The following is a 20,385-nucleotide window of genomic DNA, read 5'->3' on the forward strand; positions in this document are numbered from 1 at the left end:
GCGGCCCGGCTACGCGAACACCGACGGCCGCAGCCGCGCCCGCTCCTCTTTGGTCAGCCGGTACGGCGCCAGTTCCGTCTCAAGGTCGCCGAGCGCGTCGCGACGCGCCCGGTGTTCGGCGAGGAAGTCGCCGATCCGGTCGGCGGCGATCTCCTTCAGTTCGCCCGTGAGCAACTCGCCTGAGCGGTAGTCGGCCGCCAGCCGCTCCACGCGTTCGTCGTCGGGTTCGAAGAACGTGTGGAGGTACTGGTAGGCCACGTCGACGCTCGGGTCGCCGCCGTGTTCGCGGTGTTCGTCGATATCGACGCGGCCGCCCGAGTGGGCGTGTTCCATGATCTTCGATCGGACCGTCTCGCGGTCGTCGGTCAACTCGATAGCGGGTGCATCGGCGGACGAGGACATCTTCCCGGGGCCGTCGAGCGCGGGGAGGAACTTCCCGAGCAGGGCGCCCGGCTTGTCCACGTCGAAGCGCTCCTTGGCGGCCACGTCTCTGCAGACCCGGACGTGGGGGTCCTGGTCGATGGCGACGGGGACCAGCGTCGGGTGCCGGCCGTGGACCAGTTGCGGGAGCAACAGGTGGGTGGCCTGGACGGCGGGGTAGAAGGAGAGGCCGACGTTCTCGGGGTCGCCGTAGGTCGCGTCGACGGTCGACTGGGTGATGTCGGCGGCCACGCGGGCGGCCTGCGGGTAGACGACGTCGGCGTCGAGGCGGTCGACGACGATACGGGTACGCTCGGGGTCGAAGCCGACGGCGAGCAGATCGCGGAGGTTCGAGCGGGTGGCTTCCTCGATCTCCTCGAACGACAGGTCCTTCGCGTAGAACTTCTCGTCGTCCGAGAGGGGGATGTAGACGTGCGCCCCCGTCTCGTCCTGCAGGCGCTTGGCGAGGTAGAAGACGAGGACGTGACCCAGATGCATCGGGCCGGAGGGGCCGACGCCGGTGACGACGGAGTGTGTCTCGCCGGCCTCGGCGGCGGCGAGGTAGCGGTCGATATCGCGGCCCGCGTAGAAGACCCGCCGGCGGAGCATCGGGTGGTCGGGGAACCGTTCGACCTGCTCGTCGGTCAGCCGGTCGGCGCCGAACTGCTCCAGCAGGCGGTCGTAGTCGACCGTCCCCGCCACGTCGTAGGGCGTGACGGTGAACTCGTCGGTCTCTGCGGACTGGTCGACTGGCTGTGCGTCGGTGGCGTGGTCGGCGGGCTGTGCGTCGGTGGCGCTGTCGTCGTGCATGAGTGTCGTGGGTGTGCGGCGGCTGGCGGGCGAGCGTGCGGGAGAACGAGTGAGCACCGCGACCGCCCCGGTCGGGTTAGGCCCGACCGACCGCGTCCGCGGTACTGTCCGCTCTCGGAGCGGGCGAGCGCCAGCGCCACGCGAGAGCGGACCGCGTCATCACCAGCCGGTAGCCCGCTGGCGGGCAAATAGGTTTCGGAGCCGTCTGGCAGGAGCGGCGAGGGGGAGGTGGCAAGCGGGGCTGGCGGGAAGCGGGATCGGACCCGTCACTGCGTTCACAGGGGTCTGACGCCCGGATGACGGGTGTTTTTGTAGGGAGACGGGCGTCATTGTAGTGATGGCTACGTCGGCGAACGGGCACCTCGAACGGGACGTACTGGTACGGGCGGGGCCGCTGATCTGCGCGACGACGCTCGCGCTGACGGCGGCCTTCATGGGCATCGTCGGGATCGCGTCCGGCGACGCGTCGGGGCTGGTCGGGCGACTGCCCCTCTACGTGCTCGCCGGGTCGGTCGCGTTCGTCGCCGCGCTGTTGGCGGCCGAACACTCCGAGTACTACGGGCGACCGGCGCTGGTCACCGCGGCGGGCGTCGGCGCCGTCGGCTTCGTGATGATCGGGCTGGGCACCGAGGGCGTCGTCTACGGGGCGACCCACCCCGACGCCGTGGTCGCCTCGCACCTCTCGGTGTACCTGCTGTCGGCGGCGATGATCGCCTCCGGCGTCGGCTACTGGACCGTCCGCAACTGGCGCGACGTGACGACCGCGGTGAACACGAGCGGCCTCTAATCTCCGGCGGATCGACGCCCGCACGACCGAACTGTTTTTTCCGATTGACTGTCAACGAGGCGTATGGTCCACCATCCCGTCGCGGGCGTGGGCATCCTCGTCGCGATCCTCACCCTCCCGGTCGGGCTGCTCACCGCGCTGTTCGTCGGCGCGGTTCCCGCGGCCGCAGTCTTCGTCGTCGGCTGGTTCCTGCTGACGCCGGTGCTCGTCACGTTCGCCGAGGAGGTCGGCGCGCTGCTCCCCGGCTACGGGGACGACGAGCCCGACGAGGCGTCCGACGACCCGCTGGCGGAACTCAAGGCCCGCTACGCCCGCGGCGAGATAGACGACGACGAATTCGAACGACGCGTCGAGCGACTGGTCGGCGTCGAGGAACTGGACGCGGATGGGGCGGCCGGCGACCTCGAGGCGGCCGGTCCCGACGTGGACGACCTCGATGCACCCGGTCCCGACGTGGACGACCTCGACGCGGACCCGGTCGACGACCGGGAGCGGTCCGTCGAGCGGGAGTGACTACGCCGCGTCCCCGTCGCCGTCCCTGTCCGCCTCGGGACCGCCGAACAGGTCCTCGTGGCGGTCTGCGAGATTGGCGTAGTCGCCGGAGTTGAACGCCTCGAAGACGGCCTCGGGGTCGATGCTGGTCTCCGAGAGCGGCGTGACGGTGGCGGGCATCCCGCGGACGAACGACTCGGGCGGCACCTCGTAGCCCGGCGGGACGACGGTGCCCATCGCGACGATGCTGCCCGCGCCGATGACGGCGTCGCTGACCGTGGAGTTGAACCCGACCAGGGCGCCGTCCTCGACGGTCGTGTCGTTCAACACGGCGCTGTGGCCGACCATCGCCTTCTCGCCGACCTCCGAGGCGTGGACGGTGGCGTTGTCGCCGACCGCCGACTCGCGGCCGACCCGCACCGGCCCCACGTCCCCCCGCAGGACCGCCCCCGGCCAGACGTTCGCGTTCGCCTCGACCGTCACGTCCCCCACCAGCGTCGCCTCCCGGCTGACGTGGGCGTACCCGTGGACCTCCGGCCGCTGCCCCTCAAACGCGTACTCGCGACTGTCCATGTTGTGTGCGAGGTGTTCGCACACCTAAACGCTTGGCCCGGCGCGTGGGCGTCGCTCGTTCGTGTCCCGTACGCCCCCCGTTTCGCGTGGAGTCGCCGCGTGGCTCCTACCGCGCGCCGTCGAAGTGCACGTCGGCGAAGTCGAGGACGGCGTCGAGATACCCCTCGTTCAGGGTGTGAGCGGTCTCGCGGCGGTAGTGACAGATCGAGCCGACGGTCTCCGGGTCGATCTCGTCGTCGCCGTACAGGGGGAGGTCGTCGGCGATCCCCTCGGCGCCGAGCAGTTCCCAGACGGGTTCGGCGGCACGGACCGCGTCGAGCGCGCGGCCGGGGTTGGTCCAGTAGTCGCGGGCGCCGGCGGTGTCGATCAGGGGCCGGGGCGCGACCAGCGCGGCGAGGCAGTGCTGGTCGACCGGCAGCCGCTCGACCTGCCCGTCGAAGGCGGCGAAGGTGTCGGCGAACCACCCCGGGAACGCCCCGGTGATGTCGTCGATCCCCTCCTGGTCGTTGTCGCGGTTGAGCGCCATCCCGCCGGTGCCGGACTGGTGGGGCGCGACGAGGCCGATCCGCTCGTCGGTCGCGCCCGCCAGCAGCGCGGCCTTGCCGCAGCGGGAGTGACCGAAGACGATGATCTCCTCGGCGCGGACCGAATCCATGGGGCGGAGCGCGTCGACGCAGCGCTGGAGCCCCCAGGCCCACGCTGCGAGGACGCCCCACTCGGTGCCCGGCGGGCCCGGCAGTTCGTCGTCGTAGTAGGGGCGGATGCCCTCTCCGGGGTCGCCGCTGTCGGGGTCCACGTCGGCGGACTGGTAGGTGGCGAAGCCGTAGCCCCGCGAGAGGACGTGCTCGACGCACCAGTAGTCAGCGGCGACGCCGCGCTCGGCCGCTCCCTCCTCGCGGCCGCCGTGTTCGCGGGCGGTCTCGGTGATCGTGACCGCGGGGTCGTCGACGGCGGCGTGGTTGCCCCCCCAGTTCAGCCCGAGCAGGACCGGCACCGACCGCCCCGCCTCGACGGCGTCGCTCGGCAGGAAGACGGCGAGGGTGATCGAGGGCGCGTCGGGCGGCAGGTCAGCGAACGATATCTCCGTCTCGACGAGCGTCGCGGCGCCGTCGCAGACGCCCGCGGTTCGCTCCGTTGTCATCTCGGTCTCGGGCGCCCCGGGGGCGTAGCCGTAGACGTGCTGGCGGAGCAGTTGTCGGATCTCGGCGCGGCGGTCGCGCCAGTCGGCTGTGCTCTCGACCGGGGTCCCGTCGCGGAATTCGAGCGGGTCCGGGAGGTCCGGGCAGCGCTCCAGCCTTGAGGGGCCGCGCAGGTCCGTCGGGTCCGTGTGCATCGATACCGTCCGCGTGGGCGCGACCGACCGAAAAGCCACCGGCGGCGGCGAACCGCGCGGACTCGGCAGTGACTGGCCGGCGACAGCGCCCCGGCGGCGGCCGCTCGTTCGACGGGCGGGACGGTCCCGGGTACCGGCGCGGCCGACCGCGAGCCCAACGGCTTTCGGCGCGCGGGCCCTCGTCCGGACCGATGACACGCTCGGCCGTCCAGCTGTACACGCTCCGGAACGTCGACCGCCCGTTCACCGAGGTGCTCGAACTCGTCGCCGACGCCGGCTTCGACGGCGTCGAGTTCGCCTACCGCGTGGCCGAGGCGGACACCGACGCGGTGCTCGCGACGCTGGCGGAGACCGGCCTCGACGTCGCCGGCGCCCACGCCGGGATCGACCGGCTGGAGGACGACTTCGAGGAGACGGTGGCCTACTACGACGAACTCGGCGTCGACCACGTCGTCGTCCCGTGGCTCGGCGCCGAGCACTTCGCGTCCGCCGAGGCCGTCGAGGCCGCGGCCGCCCGCCTCGCGAAACTGGCCGACGATCTGTCCGAGCGCGGCAAGACCCTGCACTACCACAACCACGACCACGAGTACACGGATCTGGGGGACGAGACCGGGTTCGACCGGTTCCTCGCCGAGACCGAGATCCCGGTCGAACTCGACCTGGGGCTGGCACTGGCCGCGGGCGACGACCCGGTCGCGCGCCTGCGCTCGCTGGGCGAGCGCTCGCGGCTGGTCCACCTCAAGGACTACGACGCGAACGCGGGCGAGTCGGTCCCGGTCGGCGAGGGCGACCTCGACCTCAAGGGGATCGCCGACGCCGTCGCCGACAGCGAGAGCGAGTGGCTTGTCTACGAGTACGAGGGCGCAGACCCGCTGGCCTCGCTGGAGCGGGCCGCAGAACGGACGAACGACCTCGTCTGATACGGAGTATTGCAAGCGTTTCCCGGGTCGACCGCACGACTGCGTGCGGTCGATCCCGGAATGACTTGCAATAACCCGTATGAGTCGCCCGGTACCGGCGATACAGCGCCCGTTTGATCCACATGAAGGCACTTTTCCGCGGGGGACGGTGGCTCGGACACGATGGACCGGGACCGACGACGCTACCTGGGGTTGCTCGCCGGCGCGCTGGCGGGGACGGCCGGCTGTCTGGGGGACGGAAACGGAGACGATCCGACGCCGACGGCCGAAGGGGCGGGCGACCCGGCGGGCGACGACCCGACCGCCACGTCGACCGGGACGGCGCGGGCGACGCCGACGGCGGCCGGATCGCCGGCGGCCACCGACGGGTCGGTGGCGACTGACGGGGCGACGGCGGCCGACGGGGGGACGGCGACGGCGCCCGGGACGACCCCCGCGCCGTCGCTCGTGCTCGACCCCGTCGAGCCGTCGGGCGACGCGGCGCTGACCGTCTACCCGCGGAAGCTCGCGTCGATGCTCCGATCGGCCGCGACCGGGGACGGGCCGGTCCGCGCGACCGCCGACGCCGCCGTCTACGCGCCCGAGCCGTTACTCCCGACGGTCGACGCGGTCGAGATCGTCGACCCCGCGGGCGACGCCGACGGGACCTACGCCGTCGCCTGCGAGGGCGGCGCCGACCACGGGATGACGCTGGTGGCCGACGAGGTGCCCGCCGAGGAGGCCACAGATCCGGCGCCCGTCTCCGAGTTCCCCGCGGAGTACCGCGACCTCGTCGTCGAGGCCCTCACCGAGCCGAGCGCCGGGCCGGTCTCCCCCGAGACCGAGCGCGGCGAGTGGGTGCGCGAGCAGTTCTTCGGCGAGTACGTCAGCTACGAGGGGCAGACCTACCGCGGCCGCGAGGTCCACCCGACCGACGCCGTCTTCTTCAGCACGGAGGTCTGGTACGTCCTCGCGCTGTCGCCGGTCGAGGGGGCCGACGACCCGCTCCGGCTCCGCCTGCCCGAGATCGACTCCGCCGTCCGGCGGACCGTCGACGGCGCCCTGGAGGAGCGGTCGAAACACGACCGGGCGCCCGCCGTCGCCGGCCCGCCGCTGGCCGACGCCGTCCGGTCGTTCGCCGCCGACACCGACCGGGTCCTCACGCACACCCACGCCTACGAGGTCGCACTCCGGCCCTAGGGCGAGCGGATATCCGAGCGGCTCGGGCCCCGACGGGGCCAGTCGCTGCGGGAGTGGTCAGTACAGGCTATAAACTTACCACACCAGCATCCGCCGAGCGAACGAAGTGAGCGAGGCGGTTCGCCGTCAGAGCAAGCGCTGACGAGCCTGCGGTCGTTCGCGGTGCTCACTCCCGCAGACACCGGACGCAAGCGAGCGAAGCGAGCGCGCCGTCCGGCCTCTTTCCCCACGTTTTTGCAGCGGAGGATTCCCGCAGCGCGCCTCCGGCGCGCGAGGAACTCTCCGCTGCAAAAAGTGGGTTTACACACGAACAGGCCACGACGGTCGCCGGCGACGGCGCCTTTTAGGCGGGGCCGCCCCTCCCGTCGACCGATGGAAGTCACCCTGCTCGGGACCGGCGACACGACGGGGACGCCGACGCCCGGCTGCGACTGCGAGACCTGCGAACGGGCCGACGAACTGGGCGTCGAGCGCTCGCGGTTCTCGGTCCACGTCCGCAACGAGCGCACCGGGGAATCGCTGCTCGTCGACACCAGCCCGGACTTCCGCCACCAGTTCCTCGGCCACGACGTGGCCCTGCCCGACGCCGCCGTGATCACGCACATCCACTTCGACCACCTCGACGGCCTCGGCCACGCCTACCGGCTGTTCGACCGTCTGCCCGTCCACGCCGCCGACGAGCGCGACCCCGAGACGGGCGAGAGCGTCGCCGAGACGGTCCGCCGGCGCTACGACTACCTCGACCGGGTCGAGGTCGTCCCCGAGACCCCCTTCGAACCGTTCGATACCTGCGGGTTCGAGGTGACGCTCGTCCCGGTCGACCACCCGCCGCTGGTCTGCTACGGCCTCGCCGTCGAGGACCCCGAGACCGGCGCGAAGCTCGCCATCTCCGGCGACACGACCTACGGGATCGGCGCCGAGTCGCGGGCGGTCCTCGACGACCCGGACCTCCTGCTAGCCGACGGCATCGTGACCGCCGACCTCTGCGAACACCACCCCGCCGGCGGGAACCACTTCGACGACGACGGCGTCGCCCGCACGTTCGGCACCAAACACATGACCGTCGAGGGCGCCGTCGCGCTGGGCGAGGACCTCGACGCCGACGAGACGCGAGTGGTCCACGTCTCCCACTTCCTCGACGCCGACCGGGCGTTCGCGGAGCCGCTGGCCGTCGACGGCGAGCGGTACGAACTGTGACCACGGCGCGGAGCGGCGGTTCCGTTCGCCGGCGACGCACGCCCCCCGGAAACTCCATACCGCTCGCGCCCGAACCGGGCCATATGAGTAGCCAGGCCCCCGACGAGGCGTCCGAGCCGCTCGCCACCCGGGTGGTGCTGTCGTTCCCGGCCGATATCGGCGAGCACGGCCGCACTCGCATCCGCTCGGACTACTACAGAAAATACCTCACCAAGATCCACGACTCCGCCGCCGAGGGCGACGAGTGGGACGAGTTCACCGACGTTGGCTGTTGCGGCAGTCAGATGGACGTGCCGCTGGTGGTAGAGGAGGTCGAGGGCGGCTCGCGGATCGACACGGACACCGAGATCGAGTACACCGAGCGCGAGGCCTGCGGGATCAACCAGGGCTGGTCGGTCCAGCACGACGAACCCGAGGCGCTCGACGACTGAGCGGCGGCGCCGTCGCAGGCCAACCGCTCCGCGACCCTCGGTATCACGCCCCAGGACAGTCCGAATCGCTGAAATAGATCGACGGCGGAGAGGAGGGTGTGTCACAGCAGGTCGGCGAGGTCGGGACGCTGTTCCTCCACGAGTACGGCGACGACGTGCGCGTCGCCGTGGTCAGGGAGGGGGAGCGGCGCCTCCACGCGATACTGGAACTCAAGGAGACCGGCGCCGGGCCGCGACCCGCCCGGCTCCGCGTGAAACAGGGGACCGACGAGGAGCCCCGCCCGCCCGACCTGTTCGTCGAACTCGCCCGCTCGGCCTCCCGCATCCGCATCTCCGAGCAGACCTCCCCCGAAGTTCGCCGCCGGCTGCAGGAACTGCTCGACGCCTACCAGCTGGAGGCGAAGGCCGTCCGCACCTGCCGCTACTGCGCCAGCGAGGGCCACTACTCGCCCATCACCTCGGAGACGGCCATCGAGGCCGACGGCGAGTACATCTGCCCCGACTGCGCGAAGGCGGAGCTCGACCGCGAGCTCGCCTACAAGGGCGAGATCACCAGCGGCGCCCGGGATCGGCTCTACGACCTTCTCACCGAGGTCCAGGACCTCGACCGCGTGTCCAATCTCCTGAAAGGCGACCTCGACCCCGACCTGACGAAGTTCGACGAGATCTCCGCGACCGTCGACGAGGTCGACCCGGTCCCGGTGGACTCGCTGGATCTACACCCGGGCATCCAGGACCACCTGGAGGGGCGGTTCGACACGCTCCTGCCGGTCCAGAGCCTCGCCGTCGAGAACGGCGCGACGGAGGGACAGGATCAGCTCGTCGTCAGCGCGACCGCCACCGGGAAGACGCTCATCGGCGAGATGGCCGGCCTCGACCGCGTCCTGAACAACAAGGGGAAGATGCTCTTTCTCGTCCCGCTCGTGGCGCTGGCCAACCAGAAACACGAGTCCTTCGAGGAGCGTTACGGCGACATGGTCGACGTGTCCCTGCGCGTGGGCGCCAGCCGCATCAACGACGGCGGCGGCCGCTTCGACCCCGGCGCCGACGTGATCGTCGGCACCTACGAGGGCATCGACCACGCGCTGCGGACCGGCAAGGATCTGGGGAACATCGGGACCGTGGTCATCGACGAGGTCCACACCCTCGGCGAAGACGAGCGGGGCCACCGCCTCGACGGCCTGATCTCGCGGCTGAAACACTACTGCGGCGAGCTGTCGGACAACAAGAGTACCGACGGCACCCAGTGGATCTACCTCTCGGCGACTGTCGGCAATCCCGGCGACCTCGCGGAGCAACTGCGGGCCCAGCTCATCGAGTTCGAGGAGCGGCCCGTCCCCATCGAACGGCACGTCACCTTCGCCGACGGCCGCGAGAAGATGCGCATCGAGAACAAGCTCGTCCGCCGGGCGTTCGACACGAAGTCGTCGAAGGGCTACCGCGGACAGACTATCATCTTCACCAACTCCCGGCGGCGCTGTCACGAGATCTCCCGGAAGCTGGAGTACGACTCCGCCCCCTACCACGCCGGGCTGGACCACCGCCGGCGCAAGAAGGTCGAGCGACAGTTCGCCGACCAGGACCTCGCGGCGGTCGTGACGACCGCCGCCCTCGCCGCGGGCGTCGACTTCCCGGCCTCGCAGGTCGTCTTCGACTCGCTGGCGATGGGCATCGAGTGGCTCACCGTCCAGGAGTTCCACCAGATGCTCGGCCGCGCCGGCCGCCCGGACTACCACGACAAGGGGACCGTCTACGTCCTCGTCGAACCCGACGGCAATTACCACAACAGCCAGGAGATGAGCGAGGACGAAGTGGCGTTCAAGCTCCTGAAGGGTGAGATGGACCCCGTGATCACTCGCTACGACGAGGGCGCGGCCGTCGAGGAGACGCTCGCCAACGTCACCGTCGGCGGGAAACACGCCAAGCGGCTCAACGACAGGATGATCGGCGAGGTGCCGACGAAACACGCGATCGGCAAGCTGCTGGAGTACGAGTTCATCGACGGGCTGGAACCGACGCCGATGGGCCGCGCCGTGACCTCCCACTTCCTCTCGCCGGACGACGCGTTCCTGCTGCTCGACGGGATCCGGAAGAGCGACGATCCGTACGAGATCGTCGCAACGATGGAACTGCGCGACGACGAGCGGTAGAGCCGTTTCGAACGCCGAAACGGTCTCGCGGAACTGTAACGGGCGGTGGCACGGGGCGTACCACAAGGTTATGGTTGCGGACCGTCTGGTTACGGCAATGACTGCCGCTACCGGCGGGGACCCGACCCGCACGATCACCCTGGACGCCCACGTCCACACCGACGCCTCCTACGACTGCTCGGCGGCGCCCGACGCCGTCGTCGACGCGGCGCTGTCGGCCGGGCTGGACGCCGTCGCCGTCACCGACCACGACACCGTCGCGGGCGTCGGGCCCGCCGTGGCGGCCGCCGCGGAGACGGACCTCCTCGTCGTCCCGGGCGTCGAGGTCTCGACCGCCGAGGGCCACCTGCTCGCGCTCGGCGTCGACCGGGCGCCCGCGCCCGACCGGCCGTTTGCCGAGACGGTCGCGGCGGTCCGGTCGGCCGGCGGCGTCGCGGTCGTCCCCCACCCCTTCCAGGTCAGCCGCCACGGCGTCCGCCGGTCCGTGCTCGACAGTTGCGAGGTCGACGCGGTGGAGACGCGCAACGCCGTCGCGGTCACCGGGTACGGGAACCGACGCGCCCGCCGGTTCGCGGCCGCCGAAGAGTACCCGACGGTCGGGGGCAGCGACGCCCACCGACCCGGCCTGATCGGCCGGGCGTTCACCAGCGTCACGCTCCCCGCGGGCGTCGACTGGGCGACGATGACGGTCGCGGACGTGCTGGCGGGGATCCGTGCGGGCACCGCGTCCGCGCAGGGGTCCGTCACGACGCCCGTCGAGTTCGCGACGACCTACGCCTGGCACGCCCGCGACACCGCCGCGACGGCGGTCGACTCCGCCCGCGGCGCCGCGGCGACCGGGCGGGCGGCCGCCGGCTCCCACCCCGCGGTCGGCGCCGGCGCGGTGCTCGGCTCGGCCCTGCTGGTGGGGTCGCGAACGGGGCGGGCCGGCCGCGTCCCGCGACGGATCGCCGGCCGCGTCCGGTAGCGACCGTCGACGGTGCCGTAGCGCCCGAGCGATGGGGGGCCTTTTTCCGGCGCCCCTCCGACTGTGCGGACGTGCCATTCGGGATCACCGCCGGCGCGGCGTTCGTCTTCCTCGTCATCCTCGCCGCGCTGATCCTCTTCGCCACCGAACCCGTCCCGGTCGACATCACGGCCATCGGCGTGCTCGTCGCCCTGCTGGTCGCCGAGCCGCTGTCGGCGCTTGCAGTCGACTGGGGCCTGCTCGCCGAGCCGCTGGTCGTGCTGAGCGACCCCGCCGAGGGCGTCTCCGCGACCGACGCCGGCCTCTCCGGGTTCGCCAGCTCGGCGACGCTGACGGTGCTGGCCATGTTCGTCCTCTCGGACGGCGTCCAGCGCACCGGCGTCGTCCAGATCCTCGGCTCGAAGATCGCGGGGATCACCCGCGACAGCGAGAGCCGACAGCTCGGCGCCGTCATCGGCCTCGTCAGCCCCATCTCGGGCTTCATCAACAACACCGCCGCCGTCGCCATCCTCCTGCCGATGGTCACCGACCTCGCCCACGAGGGCAAGACCTCCCCCTCGAAACTGCTCATTCCCCTCTCCTACGCCTCGATGTTCGGCGGGACGCTGACGCTGATCGGCACCTCGACGAACATCCTCGCCTCTGAGCTGTCGGGTCGGCTCGTCGGCCGCACGTTCACGATGTTCGAGTTCACGCAGCTGGGCGTCGTCCTCTCGGTCGTCGGTGCGGCGTACCTCCTGACGGTCGGCCGGTGGCTGACCCCCGAACGCATCCCGGTCGCCCGCGACCTCACCGAGGAGTTCGAGATGGGCGAGTACCTCACCGAGGTGGTCGTCCGCGAGGACTCGCCGCTGGTCGGCGAGACCGTCCGCGACGCGCTCCGGGACACCGACTTCGACATCGACTTCGTCCAGTTGATACGGAACGACCGCGCGTTCACCGAGCCGCTCGACCCCAAGACGATCCGGGCCGGCGACGTGTTCGCCGTGCGGACCGACCGCGGGACGCTCGTCGAACTGTCCGACGCCGAGGGGCTTGACCTGCTCCCCGAGGTCGAGGTCGACGAGGACGAGCTCGAGGAGCCCAACGACCGCGACAACCTCGTCGAGGTCGTGGTCGCGCCCGGGTCGAACCTCGTCGGGGAGTCGCTCGTCTCGGCCAACTTCCGCCAGCGCTACGACGCGACGGTGCTGGCCCTGCGGCGCGGCCGGGAGCTGTTCCGCCAGCGCATGGACGACGTGCGACTCCGCGTCGGCGACACCCTCCTGATCCAGGGGCCCCCCGACAGCATCGAACGGCTCAACGTCAACCGCGATTTCATCGTCGCCCAGACGATCGACCGCCCGGACTACCGCCGCTCGAAGATCCCCGTCGCCGTCGGGATCGTCCTCGGCGTCGTCGGCGCCGCCGCCCTCAACGTCCTCCCCATCGTCGTCGCCGCGCTGACCGGCGCGCTCCTGATGGTCCTCACCGGCTGTCTCAAACCCACCGAGATCTACGACGCCGTCCAGTGGGACGTGATCTTCCTGCTCGCCGGCGTCATCCCGCTGGGCATCGCCCTCGAAAACACCGGCGGCGCCGACCTCATCGCCGACCTTGTCGTCCAGTCGGCGACGCTGCTCCCGCCGCTCGGCGTGCTCGCCCTGATGTACATCGTCACCGCCCTCCTGACCAACATCATCAGCAACAACGCCAGCGTCGTCCTCATGATCCCCGTCGCCGTCGAGGCCGCCCGCCAGCTCGGCGTGAACACCTTCTCCTTTATCCTCGCCGTCACCTTCGCCGCCTCGACCGCCTTCATGACCCCCGTCGGCTACCAGACCAACCTCTTCGTCTACGGCCCCGGCGGCTACCGCTTCACCGACTACCTCAAAGTTGGGACGCCCCTGCAACTGATCTTCGCCGCCGCCACCACGCTCGGGATCTACGCGTTCTGGGGACTGTGAGGAAGTGTCGACACCGGATCCCGAAGCGGGCACGCAACGAAACGCTTTCGTCGGCCCCCGCGCAAACGGGAGTTACGGGACCGTGGGGTAGCTTGGTATCCTTTCGGCCTTGGGTGCCGATAACCTCGGTTCGAATCCGAGCGGTCCCACTACACCCATATACCTTTTCCCGGGTGCTCTGGTAGTGTTCAGATAAGACGATTCCACGCGAAGGCGAATGATCTGAGCCAATCGTCGGCGGTTGCTGGATCGACGTGACTGAAGCCATTTGAGAACGAGTCTGTTCTTCGTTTTACCTCACGAAAGACACGTTCGACGCTGTTGCGATTTCCGTGGCGTTCGTATGTGAAATCGAGGCCGTGTCGGCGACACGCTTCTTTGAGCGGGGTAGCGTCGTCGACGAGAAACATGGCATCGTCGACATCGTGTTTCTCGCGGAGTTCGCCGAAAAACCTCTCCGCGAGAGCGTTTGTTCTCGTCGGTTCAAGCTTTGTGTGGAGCAATTCGTTAGATCCGGGATCGACAGCGGCATACAGCCAGTACTGTTGGCCGTCGATGCGGATCACAGTTTCGTCGACCGCGACCTGATCCGGACAGCGACCAGATCTCGGCTGTAGATCAGCCTTGTGAACCCAGTTGTGGATGGTTGATCGAGCCCTCTCGACACCGAATACCTCAAGAAACGAAACAGTATTCGAAAGCGATAGTCCCGCAAGATGCAGTTGAATACTGAGCTTCATCAACAGCACCGGTGTCGCTTCACGTTCAACAAACTCTCAGTCGATCTCACTCAAACATCCGCCGAGGCGGCCGTTTTCGGGCATAGATCACTCAGAAAACGGACCGCCTCACCCTTCATCCTTATCTGAACACCGCCGGTGCTCTGATAGGTAGCGGCCGCTCTCGTTCGGTCGCTGAACGCGGCGGTACCGTCACCCGGTCGCGGTCGCATCCGGAGCTGATCGCGTCGAGGAACCCCGTCGAGTTCGTCCCGGCGACCGAGTTGCGAGAGGCGACGGACGAAGAGGCCCGCGAGGCCGTCCGCGCCGTCGAGAGAGGTTACTGTTCCAACAAGCGTCCGTCGAGCGAGTCCTCGATGGGAGAGTCCACCCGGTCGGCCGGCGAGTGAATCCTTTGGATGAGCGACCCCTGGAACCACTGCGAAGACTGCGGTACCTTTTATAGCCAGTTCTCGCTCAGGTAGACAACCGATGGTAGACTATCGCGGTCGTCAAAGCGATTGATAACTGTAGTGACGATTCGGAAGACATCGAACGACGACAGTTCCTGGTCCGGGCAGTAGAACACGCCGGCGTGATTGTCGTCCGGATCAGCGAAATGGTCGTCGTAGGAGATGATGATACGACCCGTTTCGCGAGCGTATCGTCGTACTTCGCTGTCCGGCGTTCCGACGCCGAGTGAGTTCACCTCGACGACGCGCTCGACATCGTGGCCCTCGCGGGCGAGCTTCCGGGCAATGTCCGCCTCGACGTTCTCGTCAAGTAGAAACGAAAGCTGCATCCGCCGCTACTCCTCTGTGTCGGCTACGTCTTCAGGTCCGGTGACGACTCGTGGATCGTCTTCGGCAACCTGTCGACGTTCACCTCGCCGCTCGGTGATCGCGGCCATTTCGCCTGGGTGCTCGTGGTAGTATGCGAGCGCCCGGTAGACATCCGCGACATCAACGTCGAAGCGGTCCGCGACTGCCTGCGGTTCGAGATCGCGTCGTTCGACGAGTTCGTGAACGCGATAAACGCTGAGACGGGTACAGTCAATACGTGGGTCCCCGCCGAGGACATCCGGTGTCGCAACGATGCGCGCACTCTGCTGAGACATCTCGTCGTGAGATAGATGGTGATTCGATAAAAGTGTTCGTCGAGTCAGTTCGGGTAGAGTTCAACCACCGGCCGGACACGAACACCGGGCTAAAGAACAAGCGCGACGGCGAGCGTTGCCATCCCGAGCGAGGTGTCCGACGTACTTGAGGAGTACATCCGCGGAGACCGCCACGACGTTCACGACGACCACGGCCACGCCCCGCTGCTGACCAGCACCTACGGACGGCTGGGCAAGAACACGATTCGCGTCTGGTCGTATTAGGCGACCCAGCCGTGCCGACACCCTGTGTCCGCACGATCGAGAGCGTGAGCTCTGCGAGTACCTCCGTCAGCGCGAAGTCGACTTCGCGAGAGCGGTGACTATCTCGGAGTACGACCCCCTCGTGGACGCAACGGATACGATCGTACGACTCGGCGTCGAAACGGGGTGAGTCGAGGACGGCCGAATTCGGTTCCATCCCAATTCGAGCACGGACAGGAACAGCGTCGACTGGTTTTTCGTACACTGTGAGGAGACGACCCAGGCGTATCTCGTGGACCCCGACGAGTTCGACGCGTCGATCTCACTCAGAGTCGACGACCCAGACACCGAGATGCCGTCGATCAACTGGGCGGAAAAGTGCGAATTCGAGAACCGCTGGCCCCACTGAACGTCGATCCGTGCGAACCGGCAGACCCGGATCCCACCGATCGCCCTCAGACCCTGTCGTTGCGCGAGTACCCGCAGTTGACGCAGTAGTACTTTTTCGGCCCGTCCTGAACCAGCTCGGCCGAACAGTCCGGACACGTCTCTTCGCCCGTGGATTGCCCTTGACCCGACATCGTGTCAATCTCAGTGATTACCACACATAAATTGGGTGGGTGTTTTCACAGCGTGAACAAACCCCCCGCGATCGGAAGTGATCGTTCGGTCGATATAAACACCCAGTGTGGTGAGGGTCATCACTTTCGGGCCACGCCGTCCCACGTTCAATCGGCCGAGGGGAACTCGGCCACGGGGCGGACAGCGAGGGCGACCGTACCCCTGATATCTCCCTCTCTTCGGGAACCGCAAGTCGGCGCGCTCCTAACTGGTTTGGGCGTGCGCATTTTTGTGCGTGTGGCGTTCCTGCCTGTATGGATCCCACGCGCGGTGACCGATCCCTCACGGGGATGGAGGTGGCCGGGGAGTGGGTCGGGACGGTCGCCGCCGGCGTGGAGCGGTTCTCGGCCGACTCCCGCGAGCCGGCGCGAGCGGTGCTGGAGGACGCCGGGCTGGCCGACGCCGACCCCGCGGAGTGGTACTCCCTGGCGGGCTACGTCGACGCCGTGGCGGCGCTCCACGATATCGCCGGCGACCAGGCCGTCCACGCGCTCGGCCAGCGGGTCGCGCGGGCGGTCGCCTTCCCCGAGGGCACCGGGGACGTGCCGGTTGCGCTGGGCGCCCTCGACGAGGTGTGTCGCGCCGGCCACCGCGGCGGGGACCCCGGCGGGTACGCCTTCCGGCAGATCGGCGACGAGGACGGCCGCGTCGAGTGCCGGACGCCCTACCCCTGCGCGTTCGACCGAGGCATCGTCGAGGGCGCCGCCGTCGCCCACGCCGAAGGGTTCGTCCGCGTCTGCGAAGTCGGCGCCTGCCGGGCCGACGGCGCCGACCGCTGCACCTACGAGGTGAACTGGTAGCCCGGTCCCCGTCCGGGGAGACGGGGACGACCGCCGGGCGCGCACCGATCCACCCCACCCCTTCGTTTCGCGGTCGGACCGCGCGACTGCGGCGCCCTCCCCCATCGCGTCGTTCACTTCCGCCCCGGTTTGCGAACCTTCTTACCCGAGGGAGCGCTAACCTGGCCCAGTCAATGGCGCGCGCCGAGAACACCGAGCTGATAGACTCCTTCGAGGAGCTCTACCGGGACTACTACCGCAACGAGATCGGCGAGCTCGCCCAGAAGTACCCGACCGAGCAGAAGTCGCTCTATCTCGACTGGAAGGACATCCACCGCTTCGACCCGGACCTGGCCGACGACGTGCGCTCCCATCCGGAAGAACTCCGGGAGTACGCCGAGGAGGCCCTGCGACTGTACGACCTCCCCGTCGACGTGAAGCTCGGGCAGGCCCACGTCCGCGTCCACAACCTCCCCGACACCACCGACATCCGGGAGATCCGCGCCGACCACCGCGGCCAGCTCATCGCCGTCCGCGGCATCGTCCGCAAGGCCACCGACGTGAAGCCGAAGATCACCCAGGCCGCCTTCGAGTGCCAGCGCTGTGGCACCCTGACGCGCATCCCCCAGGAGTCGGGCGACTTCCAGGAGCCCCACGAGTGCCAGGGCTGCGAGCGGCAGGGGCCGTTCCGCATCAACTTCGACCAGTCGGAGTTCATCGACGCCCAGAAGATCCGCGTCCAGGAGTCCCCGGAGGGCCTGCGCGGCGGCGAGACGCCCCAGAGCATCGACGTGAACATCGAGGACGACATCACCGGCGAGGTGACCGCCGGCGACCACGTCCGCGTCTCCGGCGTCCTCAAGCTCGACCAGCAGGGCAGCGAGCAGGACCAGTCGCCCATGTTCGACGTCTACATGGACGGCTTCGCCGTCGAGATCGAGGACGAGCAGTTCGAGGACATGGACATCACCGAGGAGGACAAACAGGAGATCATCGAGCTCTCCGGCCGCGAGAACATCTACGACGAGATGGTCGGCGCCATCGCCCCCTCCATCTACGGCTACGAGCGCGAGAAGCTCTCGATGATCCTCCAGCTGTTCTCGGGCGTGACCAAGCACCTCCCCGACGAGTCCCGCATCCGCGGCGACCTCCATATGCTCCTGATCGGTGACCCGGGTACCGGGAAGTGCGTCGCAGGCGATACCCGCGTGACGCTCGCCGACGGGTCTGAGATGCCCATACGAGAACTCGTCGAGGAGAACCTCGACGATCCGAAACCCGTCGACGACGGCGTCTGGGACACCGTCGACTTCCGGGCCCCGTCGCTGCAGGACGATGGGAGTCTCGCTCCCCAGCAAGCGACCAAGGTCTGGAAACGCAAGGCGCCGGAGCAGATGTATCGCGTTCGCACATCAACCGGCCGCGAACTCGACGTGACGCCGTCGCACCCGCTGTTCGTTCAGTCCGGCGGTCGGTTCGAAGCGATGAGAGCCGAGAATCTCGAAGTCGGCCAGCAGGTCGCCGTTCGTCCATCAGTTCAGTCCGAAACTGCTACTTCTCCAGCGGCGGCAGACGGCGGCCAGATGGTCGCAGCGACCGACCAAATCGAGTCGCTTGAACCAGTCGAACCGGACGACGAGTGGGTCTATGACCTCGAAATCGAGGGGACCCACAACTACGTGTCGAACGGCGTGGTTTCGCACAACTCCCAGATGCTATCATATATCAAAAACATCGCGCCGCGTTCGGTCTACACCTCGGGGAAGGGCAGCAGTTCGGCCGGGCTCACCGCGGCGGCCGTGCGGGACGACTTCGGCGACGGACAGCAGTGGACGCTGGAGGCAGGCGCGCTGGTCCTCGCGGACCAGGGCATCGCTGCGGTCGACGAGCTGGACAAGATGCGCTGTGTCACCGGTGACACGCTCGTCCACTTCGGCGACCGCGTGGCGAGGATCGACGACTTCGCGCGTGAAGCCGCGGAAGACGGCAACATCGAGCAGCTTCCGAACGGGCGGACGATCCGCGATGTCGACGCGACGGCGTGGACGATGACCGACGACGGCTCGCTGGTCGAGCGGCCGGTCACCGCGATCCACGAGTATGACGCGCCCGAGGAACTGATTCGTGTGGAACTGGAAGCTGGGAAGTCTCTTACATCGACCGAGGATCACCCATTCTTTGTTAAGGAAACCGGAGGTCGGGTAGAGAAGTCGGCTGAAGAACTAGAGCCCGGTGACCGTGTGTTTGCGCCGGCCCCGGAGTTCTTCACCGCGGCCGACGGTGGGATGGTCGACACTGTAGGTGCGAACGACCGCGCGACAGATACCCGGCTGCTCACTGTCGAATCGGTCGGGACGGTCGCCGGAGCCACAGAGAAGGTGTACGACCTGACGGTCGAGGGGACCCACAACTTCGTCGCGAACGGGATGGTCGTCCACAACTCCGAGGACCGCTCGGCGATGCACCAGGCGCTCGAACAGCAGGAGATCAGCGTCTCGAAGGCGGGCATCAACGCGACGCTCAAGTCCCGCTGTTCGCTGCTCGGCGCGGCCAACCCCAAGTACGGCCGGTTCGACCAGTACGAGCCGATCAGCGAGCAGATCGACCTGGAGCCGGCGCTCATCTCGCGGTTCGACCTGATCTTCACGGTCACCGACCAGCCCAACGAGGAGAAAGACCGGAACCTGGCGGACCACATCCTGCGGACGAACTTCGCGGGGGAGCTGCACACCCACCGCGTGGAGTCGAACTCGTCGAACTTCAGCGACGAGGAGGTCGAGTCGGTCACCGACGAGGTGGCGCCGACCATCGAGCCCGAACTCCTGCGCAAGTACATCGCCTACGCCAAGCGCAACTGCTACCCGACGATGACCGAGGCGGCCCGCGAGGAGATCGAGGACTTCTACGTCGACCTGCGGACCCAGGGGACCGACGAGGACGCGGCGGTCCCGGTGACCGCCCGCAAACTGGAGGCGACGGTGCGGCTGGCCGAGGCCTCCGCGCGGGTCCGGCTGTCGGACAAGGTCACCCAGGCGGACGCCGAGCGCGTGATCGAGATCGTCCGCTCGTGCATGGAGGACGTGGGCGTCGACCCCGAGACGGGCGAACTCGACGCCGACATGATCGAGGCGGGCACGTCCAAGAGCCAGCGCGACCGGATCAAGAACATCAAGGGGCTCATCGAGGACCTGGAGGACGAGTACGACGAGGGCGCGCCGGTCGACGTGGTCGTCGACCGCGCCGAGGAGGTCGGGATGGACCAGTCGAAGGCCGAACACGAGATCGAACAGCTCAAGCAGAAAGGCGAGGTCTACGAACCCCGTACCGACTACCTCCGCACCACATAATGGACCGCATCTCCGCCCTGCGTAACGTCGAGGAGGCGCTGGCGGCCTTCGAGGACGGCGAGCTCGATCTCGCGGACCTGGAGCGGGAGGTCCGGGGGACGCTGCGGACGTACGCGACGGAGTTCGAGGGGGATCTGTCGGCCTACCGGGCCGAGAGCATCGACGAGGACGGGAGAGAGGGTGAGGACGCCGTCGACGGGACGGTCGTGCTGGCGGGGTCGAAACAGGGGGCCCGCGAGCGGGTCCGGGAGCTGGTCGACCGGCCGGGTCCGTTCGCCGTCGAGCGGTTCGACGGCGAGTGACGACGCTGGATCGGCGCCAGCGCCCCGCAGATGGCGGAACGGAAGGGTTTTG

General features: G+C 68.6%; 20 protein-coding genes, 1 tRNA gene and 1 pseudogene. 15 read left to right on the plus strand and 7 right to left on the minus strand.

The window, feature by feature from the left end:
* Window positions 1-9: 9 nt before the first annotated feature.
* Window positions 10-1,230, minus strand: coding sequence for a tryptophan--tRNA ligase (locus ACMGFI_RS06055; protein WP_436908150.1), 1,221 nt, complete (start codon window positions 1,228-1,230; stop codon window positions 10-12).
* A gap of 337 nt (window positions 1,231-1,567) precedes the next feature.
* Here ACMGFI_RS06055 and ACMGFI_RS06060 point away from each other — a divergent pair, with 337 nt between their 5' ends.
* Together ACMGFI_RS06060 and ACMGFI_RS06065 are read left to right on the plus strand one after the other, a co-directional pair.
* A complete protein-coding gene (locus ACMGFI_RS06060) occupies window positions 1,568-2,017 on the plus strand; it encodes a hypothetical protein (protein ID WP_436908151.1) in 450 nt (149 codons plus the stop codon).
* Window positions 2,018-2,080: 63 nt separating this feature from the next.
* Window positions 2,081-2,530 carry an SHOCT domain-containing protein gene (locus ACMGFI_RS06065; RefSeq protein ID WP_436908152.1) on the plus strand — a complete coding sequence of 150 codons (450 nt, stop codon included), beginning with the start codon at window positions 2,081-2,083 and terminating at the stop codon, window positions 2,528-2,530.
* Here the strand turns inward: ACMGFI_RS06065 and ACMGFI_RS06070 are convergent, their stop codons facing one another.
* The gene (locus tag ACMGFI_RS06070; protein ID WP_436908154.1) at window positions 2,531-3,082 is read right to left on the minus strand and encodes a gamma carbonic anhydrase family protein; all 552 of its coding nucleotides are present in this window, start codon (window positions 3,080-3,082) and stop codon (window positions 2,531-2,533) included. It lies immediately after the preceding gene.
* Between the two features lie 106 nt (window positions 3,083-3,188).
* Complete coding sequence (locus ACMGFI_RS06075; protein WP_436908156.1) at window positions 3,189-4,415, minus strand: glucuronyl esterase domain-containing protein; 1,227 nt, start codon at window positions 4,413-4,415, stop codon at window positions 3,189-3,191.
* A 191-nt stretch (window positions 4,416-4,606) separates the two neighbouring features.
* Between ACMGFI_RS06075 and ACMGFI_RS06080 the strand changes: the two genes are divergently transcribed.
* The 8 genes from ACMGFI_RS06080 (at window position 4,607) to ACMGFI_RS06115 (ending at window position 13,354) form a co-directional block, all read left to right on the plus strand.
* Window positions 4,607-5,335 carry a sugar phosphate isomerase/epimerase family protein gene (locus tag ACMGFI_RS06080; RefSeq protein WP_436908157.1) on the plus strand — a complete coding sequence of 243 codons (729 nt, stop codon included), beginning with the start codon at window positions 4,607-4,609 and terminating at the stop codon, window positions 5,333-5,335.
* 162 nt (window positions 5,336-5,497) lie between these two features.
* Window positions 5,498-6,514, plus strand: coding sequence for a hypothetical protein (locus ACMGFI_RS06085; protein ID WP_436908159.1), 1,017 nt, complete (start codon window positions 5,498-5,500; stop codon window positions 6,512-6,514).
* A gap of 372 nt (window positions 6,515-6,886) precedes the next feature.
* Window positions 6,887-7,711 carry an MBL fold metallo-hydrolase gene (locus ACMGFI_RS06090; protein ID WP_436908161.1) on the plus strand — a complete coding sequence of 275 codons (825 nt, stop codon included), beginning with the start codon at window positions 6,887-6,889 and terminating at the stop codon, window positions 7,709-7,711.
* Between the two features lie 83 nt (window positions 7,712-7,794).
* On the plus strand, window positions 7,795-8,142 hold the full coding sequence (locus ACMGFI_RS06095) for a DUF7968 family protein (RefSeq protein WP_436908162.1): 348 nt from the start codon (window positions 7,795-7,797) through the stop codon (window positions 8,140-8,142).
* Window positions 8,143-8,240: 98 nt separating this feature from the next.
* A complete protein-coding gene (locus ACMGFI_RS06100; RefSeq protein ID WP_436908163.1) occupies window positions 8,241-10,292 on the plus strand; it encodes a DEAD/DEAH box helicase in 2,052 nt (683 codons plus the stop codon).
* Between the two features lie 97 nt (window positions 10,293-10,389).
* Complete coding sequence (locus ACMGFI_RS06105) at window positions 10,390-11,259, plus strand: CehA/McbA family metallohydrolase (RefSeq protein ID WP_436908165.1); 870 nt, start codon at window positions 10,390-10,392, stop codon at window positions 11,257-11,259.
* A gap of 71 nt (window positions 11,260-11,330) precedes the next feature.
* Complete coding sequence (locus ACMGFI_RS06110; protein ID WP_436908167.1) at window positions 11,331-13,205, plus strand: SLC13 family permease; 1,875 nt, start codon at window positions 11,331-11,333, stop codon at window positions 13,203-13,205.
* Between the two features lie 76 nt (window positions 13,206-13,281).
* Window positions 13,282-13,354 (plus strand) — tRNA-Pro (locus ACMGFI_RS06115).
* A gap of 39 nt (window positions 13,355-13,393) precedes the next feature.
* On the opposite strand, the pseudogene ACMGFI_RS06120 reads toward ACMGFI_RS06115, so the two are convergent.
* From ACMGFI_RS06120 to ACMGFI_RS06130, 3 genes and pseudogenes are all read right to left on the minus strand, one after another.
* Window positions 13,394-14,029: pseudogene (locus ACMGFI_RS06120) on the minus strand (IS6 family transposase).
* A gap of 355 nt (window positions 14,030-14,384) precedes the next feature.
* Complete coding sequence (locus tag ACMGFI_RS06125) at window positions 14,385-14,726, minus strand: DUF5615 family PIN-like protein (RefSeq protein ID WP_436908169.1); 342 nt, start codon at window positions 14,724-14,726, stop codon at window positions 14,385-14,387.
* A gap of 6 nt (window positions 14,727-14,732) precedes the next feature.
* Window positions 14,733-15,041 (minus strand): DUF433 domain-containing protein, encoded by a 309-nt coding sequence (locus ACMGFI_RS06130; RefSeq protein ID WP_436908171.1) that lies wholly within the window; start codon window positions 15,039-15,041, stop codon window positions 14,733-14,735.
* 132 nt (window positions 15,042-15,173) lie between these two features.
* Here ACMGFI_RS06130 and ACMGFI_RS06135 point away from each other — a divergent pair, with 132 nt between their 5' ends.
* Window positions 15,174-15,305, plus strand: coding sequence for a hypothetical protein (locus tag ACMGFI_RS06135; protein ID WP_436908173.1), 132 nt, complete (start codon window positions 15,174-15,176; stop codon window positions 15,303-15,305).
* 184 nt (window positions 15,306-15,489) lie between these two features.
* Window positions 15,490-15,693 (plus strand): group I intron-associated PD-(D/E)XK endonuclease, encoded by a 204-nt coding sequence (locus ACMGFI_RS06140; RefSeq protein WP_436908847.1) that lies wholly within the window; start codon window positions 15,490-15,492, stop codon window positions 15,691-15,693.
* A 46-nt stretch (window positions 15,694-15,739) separates the two neighbouring features.
* Here ACMGFI_RS06140 and ACMGFI_RS06145 read toward each other — a convergent pair whose 3' ends face one another.
* Window positions 15,740-15,865, minus strand: coding sequence for an Sjogren's syndrome/scleroderma autoantigen 1 family protein (locus ACMGFI_RS06145; protein ID WP_436908175.1), 126 nt, complete (start codon window positions 15,863-15,865; stop codon window positions 15,740-15,742).
* A 294-nt stretch (window positions 15,866-16,159) separates the two neighbouring features.
* Between ACMGFI_RS06145 and ACMGFI_RS06150 the strand changes: the two genes are divergently transcribed.
* From ACMGFI_RS06150 to ACMGFI_RS06160, 3 genes are all read left to right on the plus strand, one after another.
* Window positions 16,160-16,705 carry a hypothetical protein gene (locus ACMGFI_RS06150; protein WP_436908176.1) on the plus strand — a complete coding sequence of 182 codons (546 nt, stop codon included), beginning with the start codon at window positions 16,160-16,162 and terminating at the stop codon, window positions 16,703-16,705.
* Window positions 16,706-16,878: 173 nt separating this feature from the next.
* Entirely contained in the window at window positions 16,879-20,031 is a 3,153-nt protein-coding gene (locus ACMGFI_RS06155; RefSeq protein ID WP_436908178.1) for an LAGLIDADG family homing endonuclease, read from the plus strand.
* Window positions 20,031-20,333 carry a DUF7854 family protein gene (locus ACMGFI_RS06160; protein ID WP_436908181.1) on the plus strand — a complete coding sequence of 101 codons (303 nt, stop codon included), beginning with the start codon at window positions 20,031-20,033 and terminating at the stop codon, window positions 20,331-20,333. Before ACMGFI_RS06155 ends, ACMGFI_RS06160 begins: the two co-directional genes overlap by 1 nt.
* The last annotated feature ends 52 nt before the right edge of the window (window positions 20,334-20,385 follow it).

It is taken from the genome of Halosimplex marinum (genome assembly GCF_051414075.1).
Classification (GTDB): domain Archaea; phylum Halobacteriota; class Halobacteria; order Halobacteriales; family Haloarculaceae; genus Halosimplex; species Halosimplex marinum.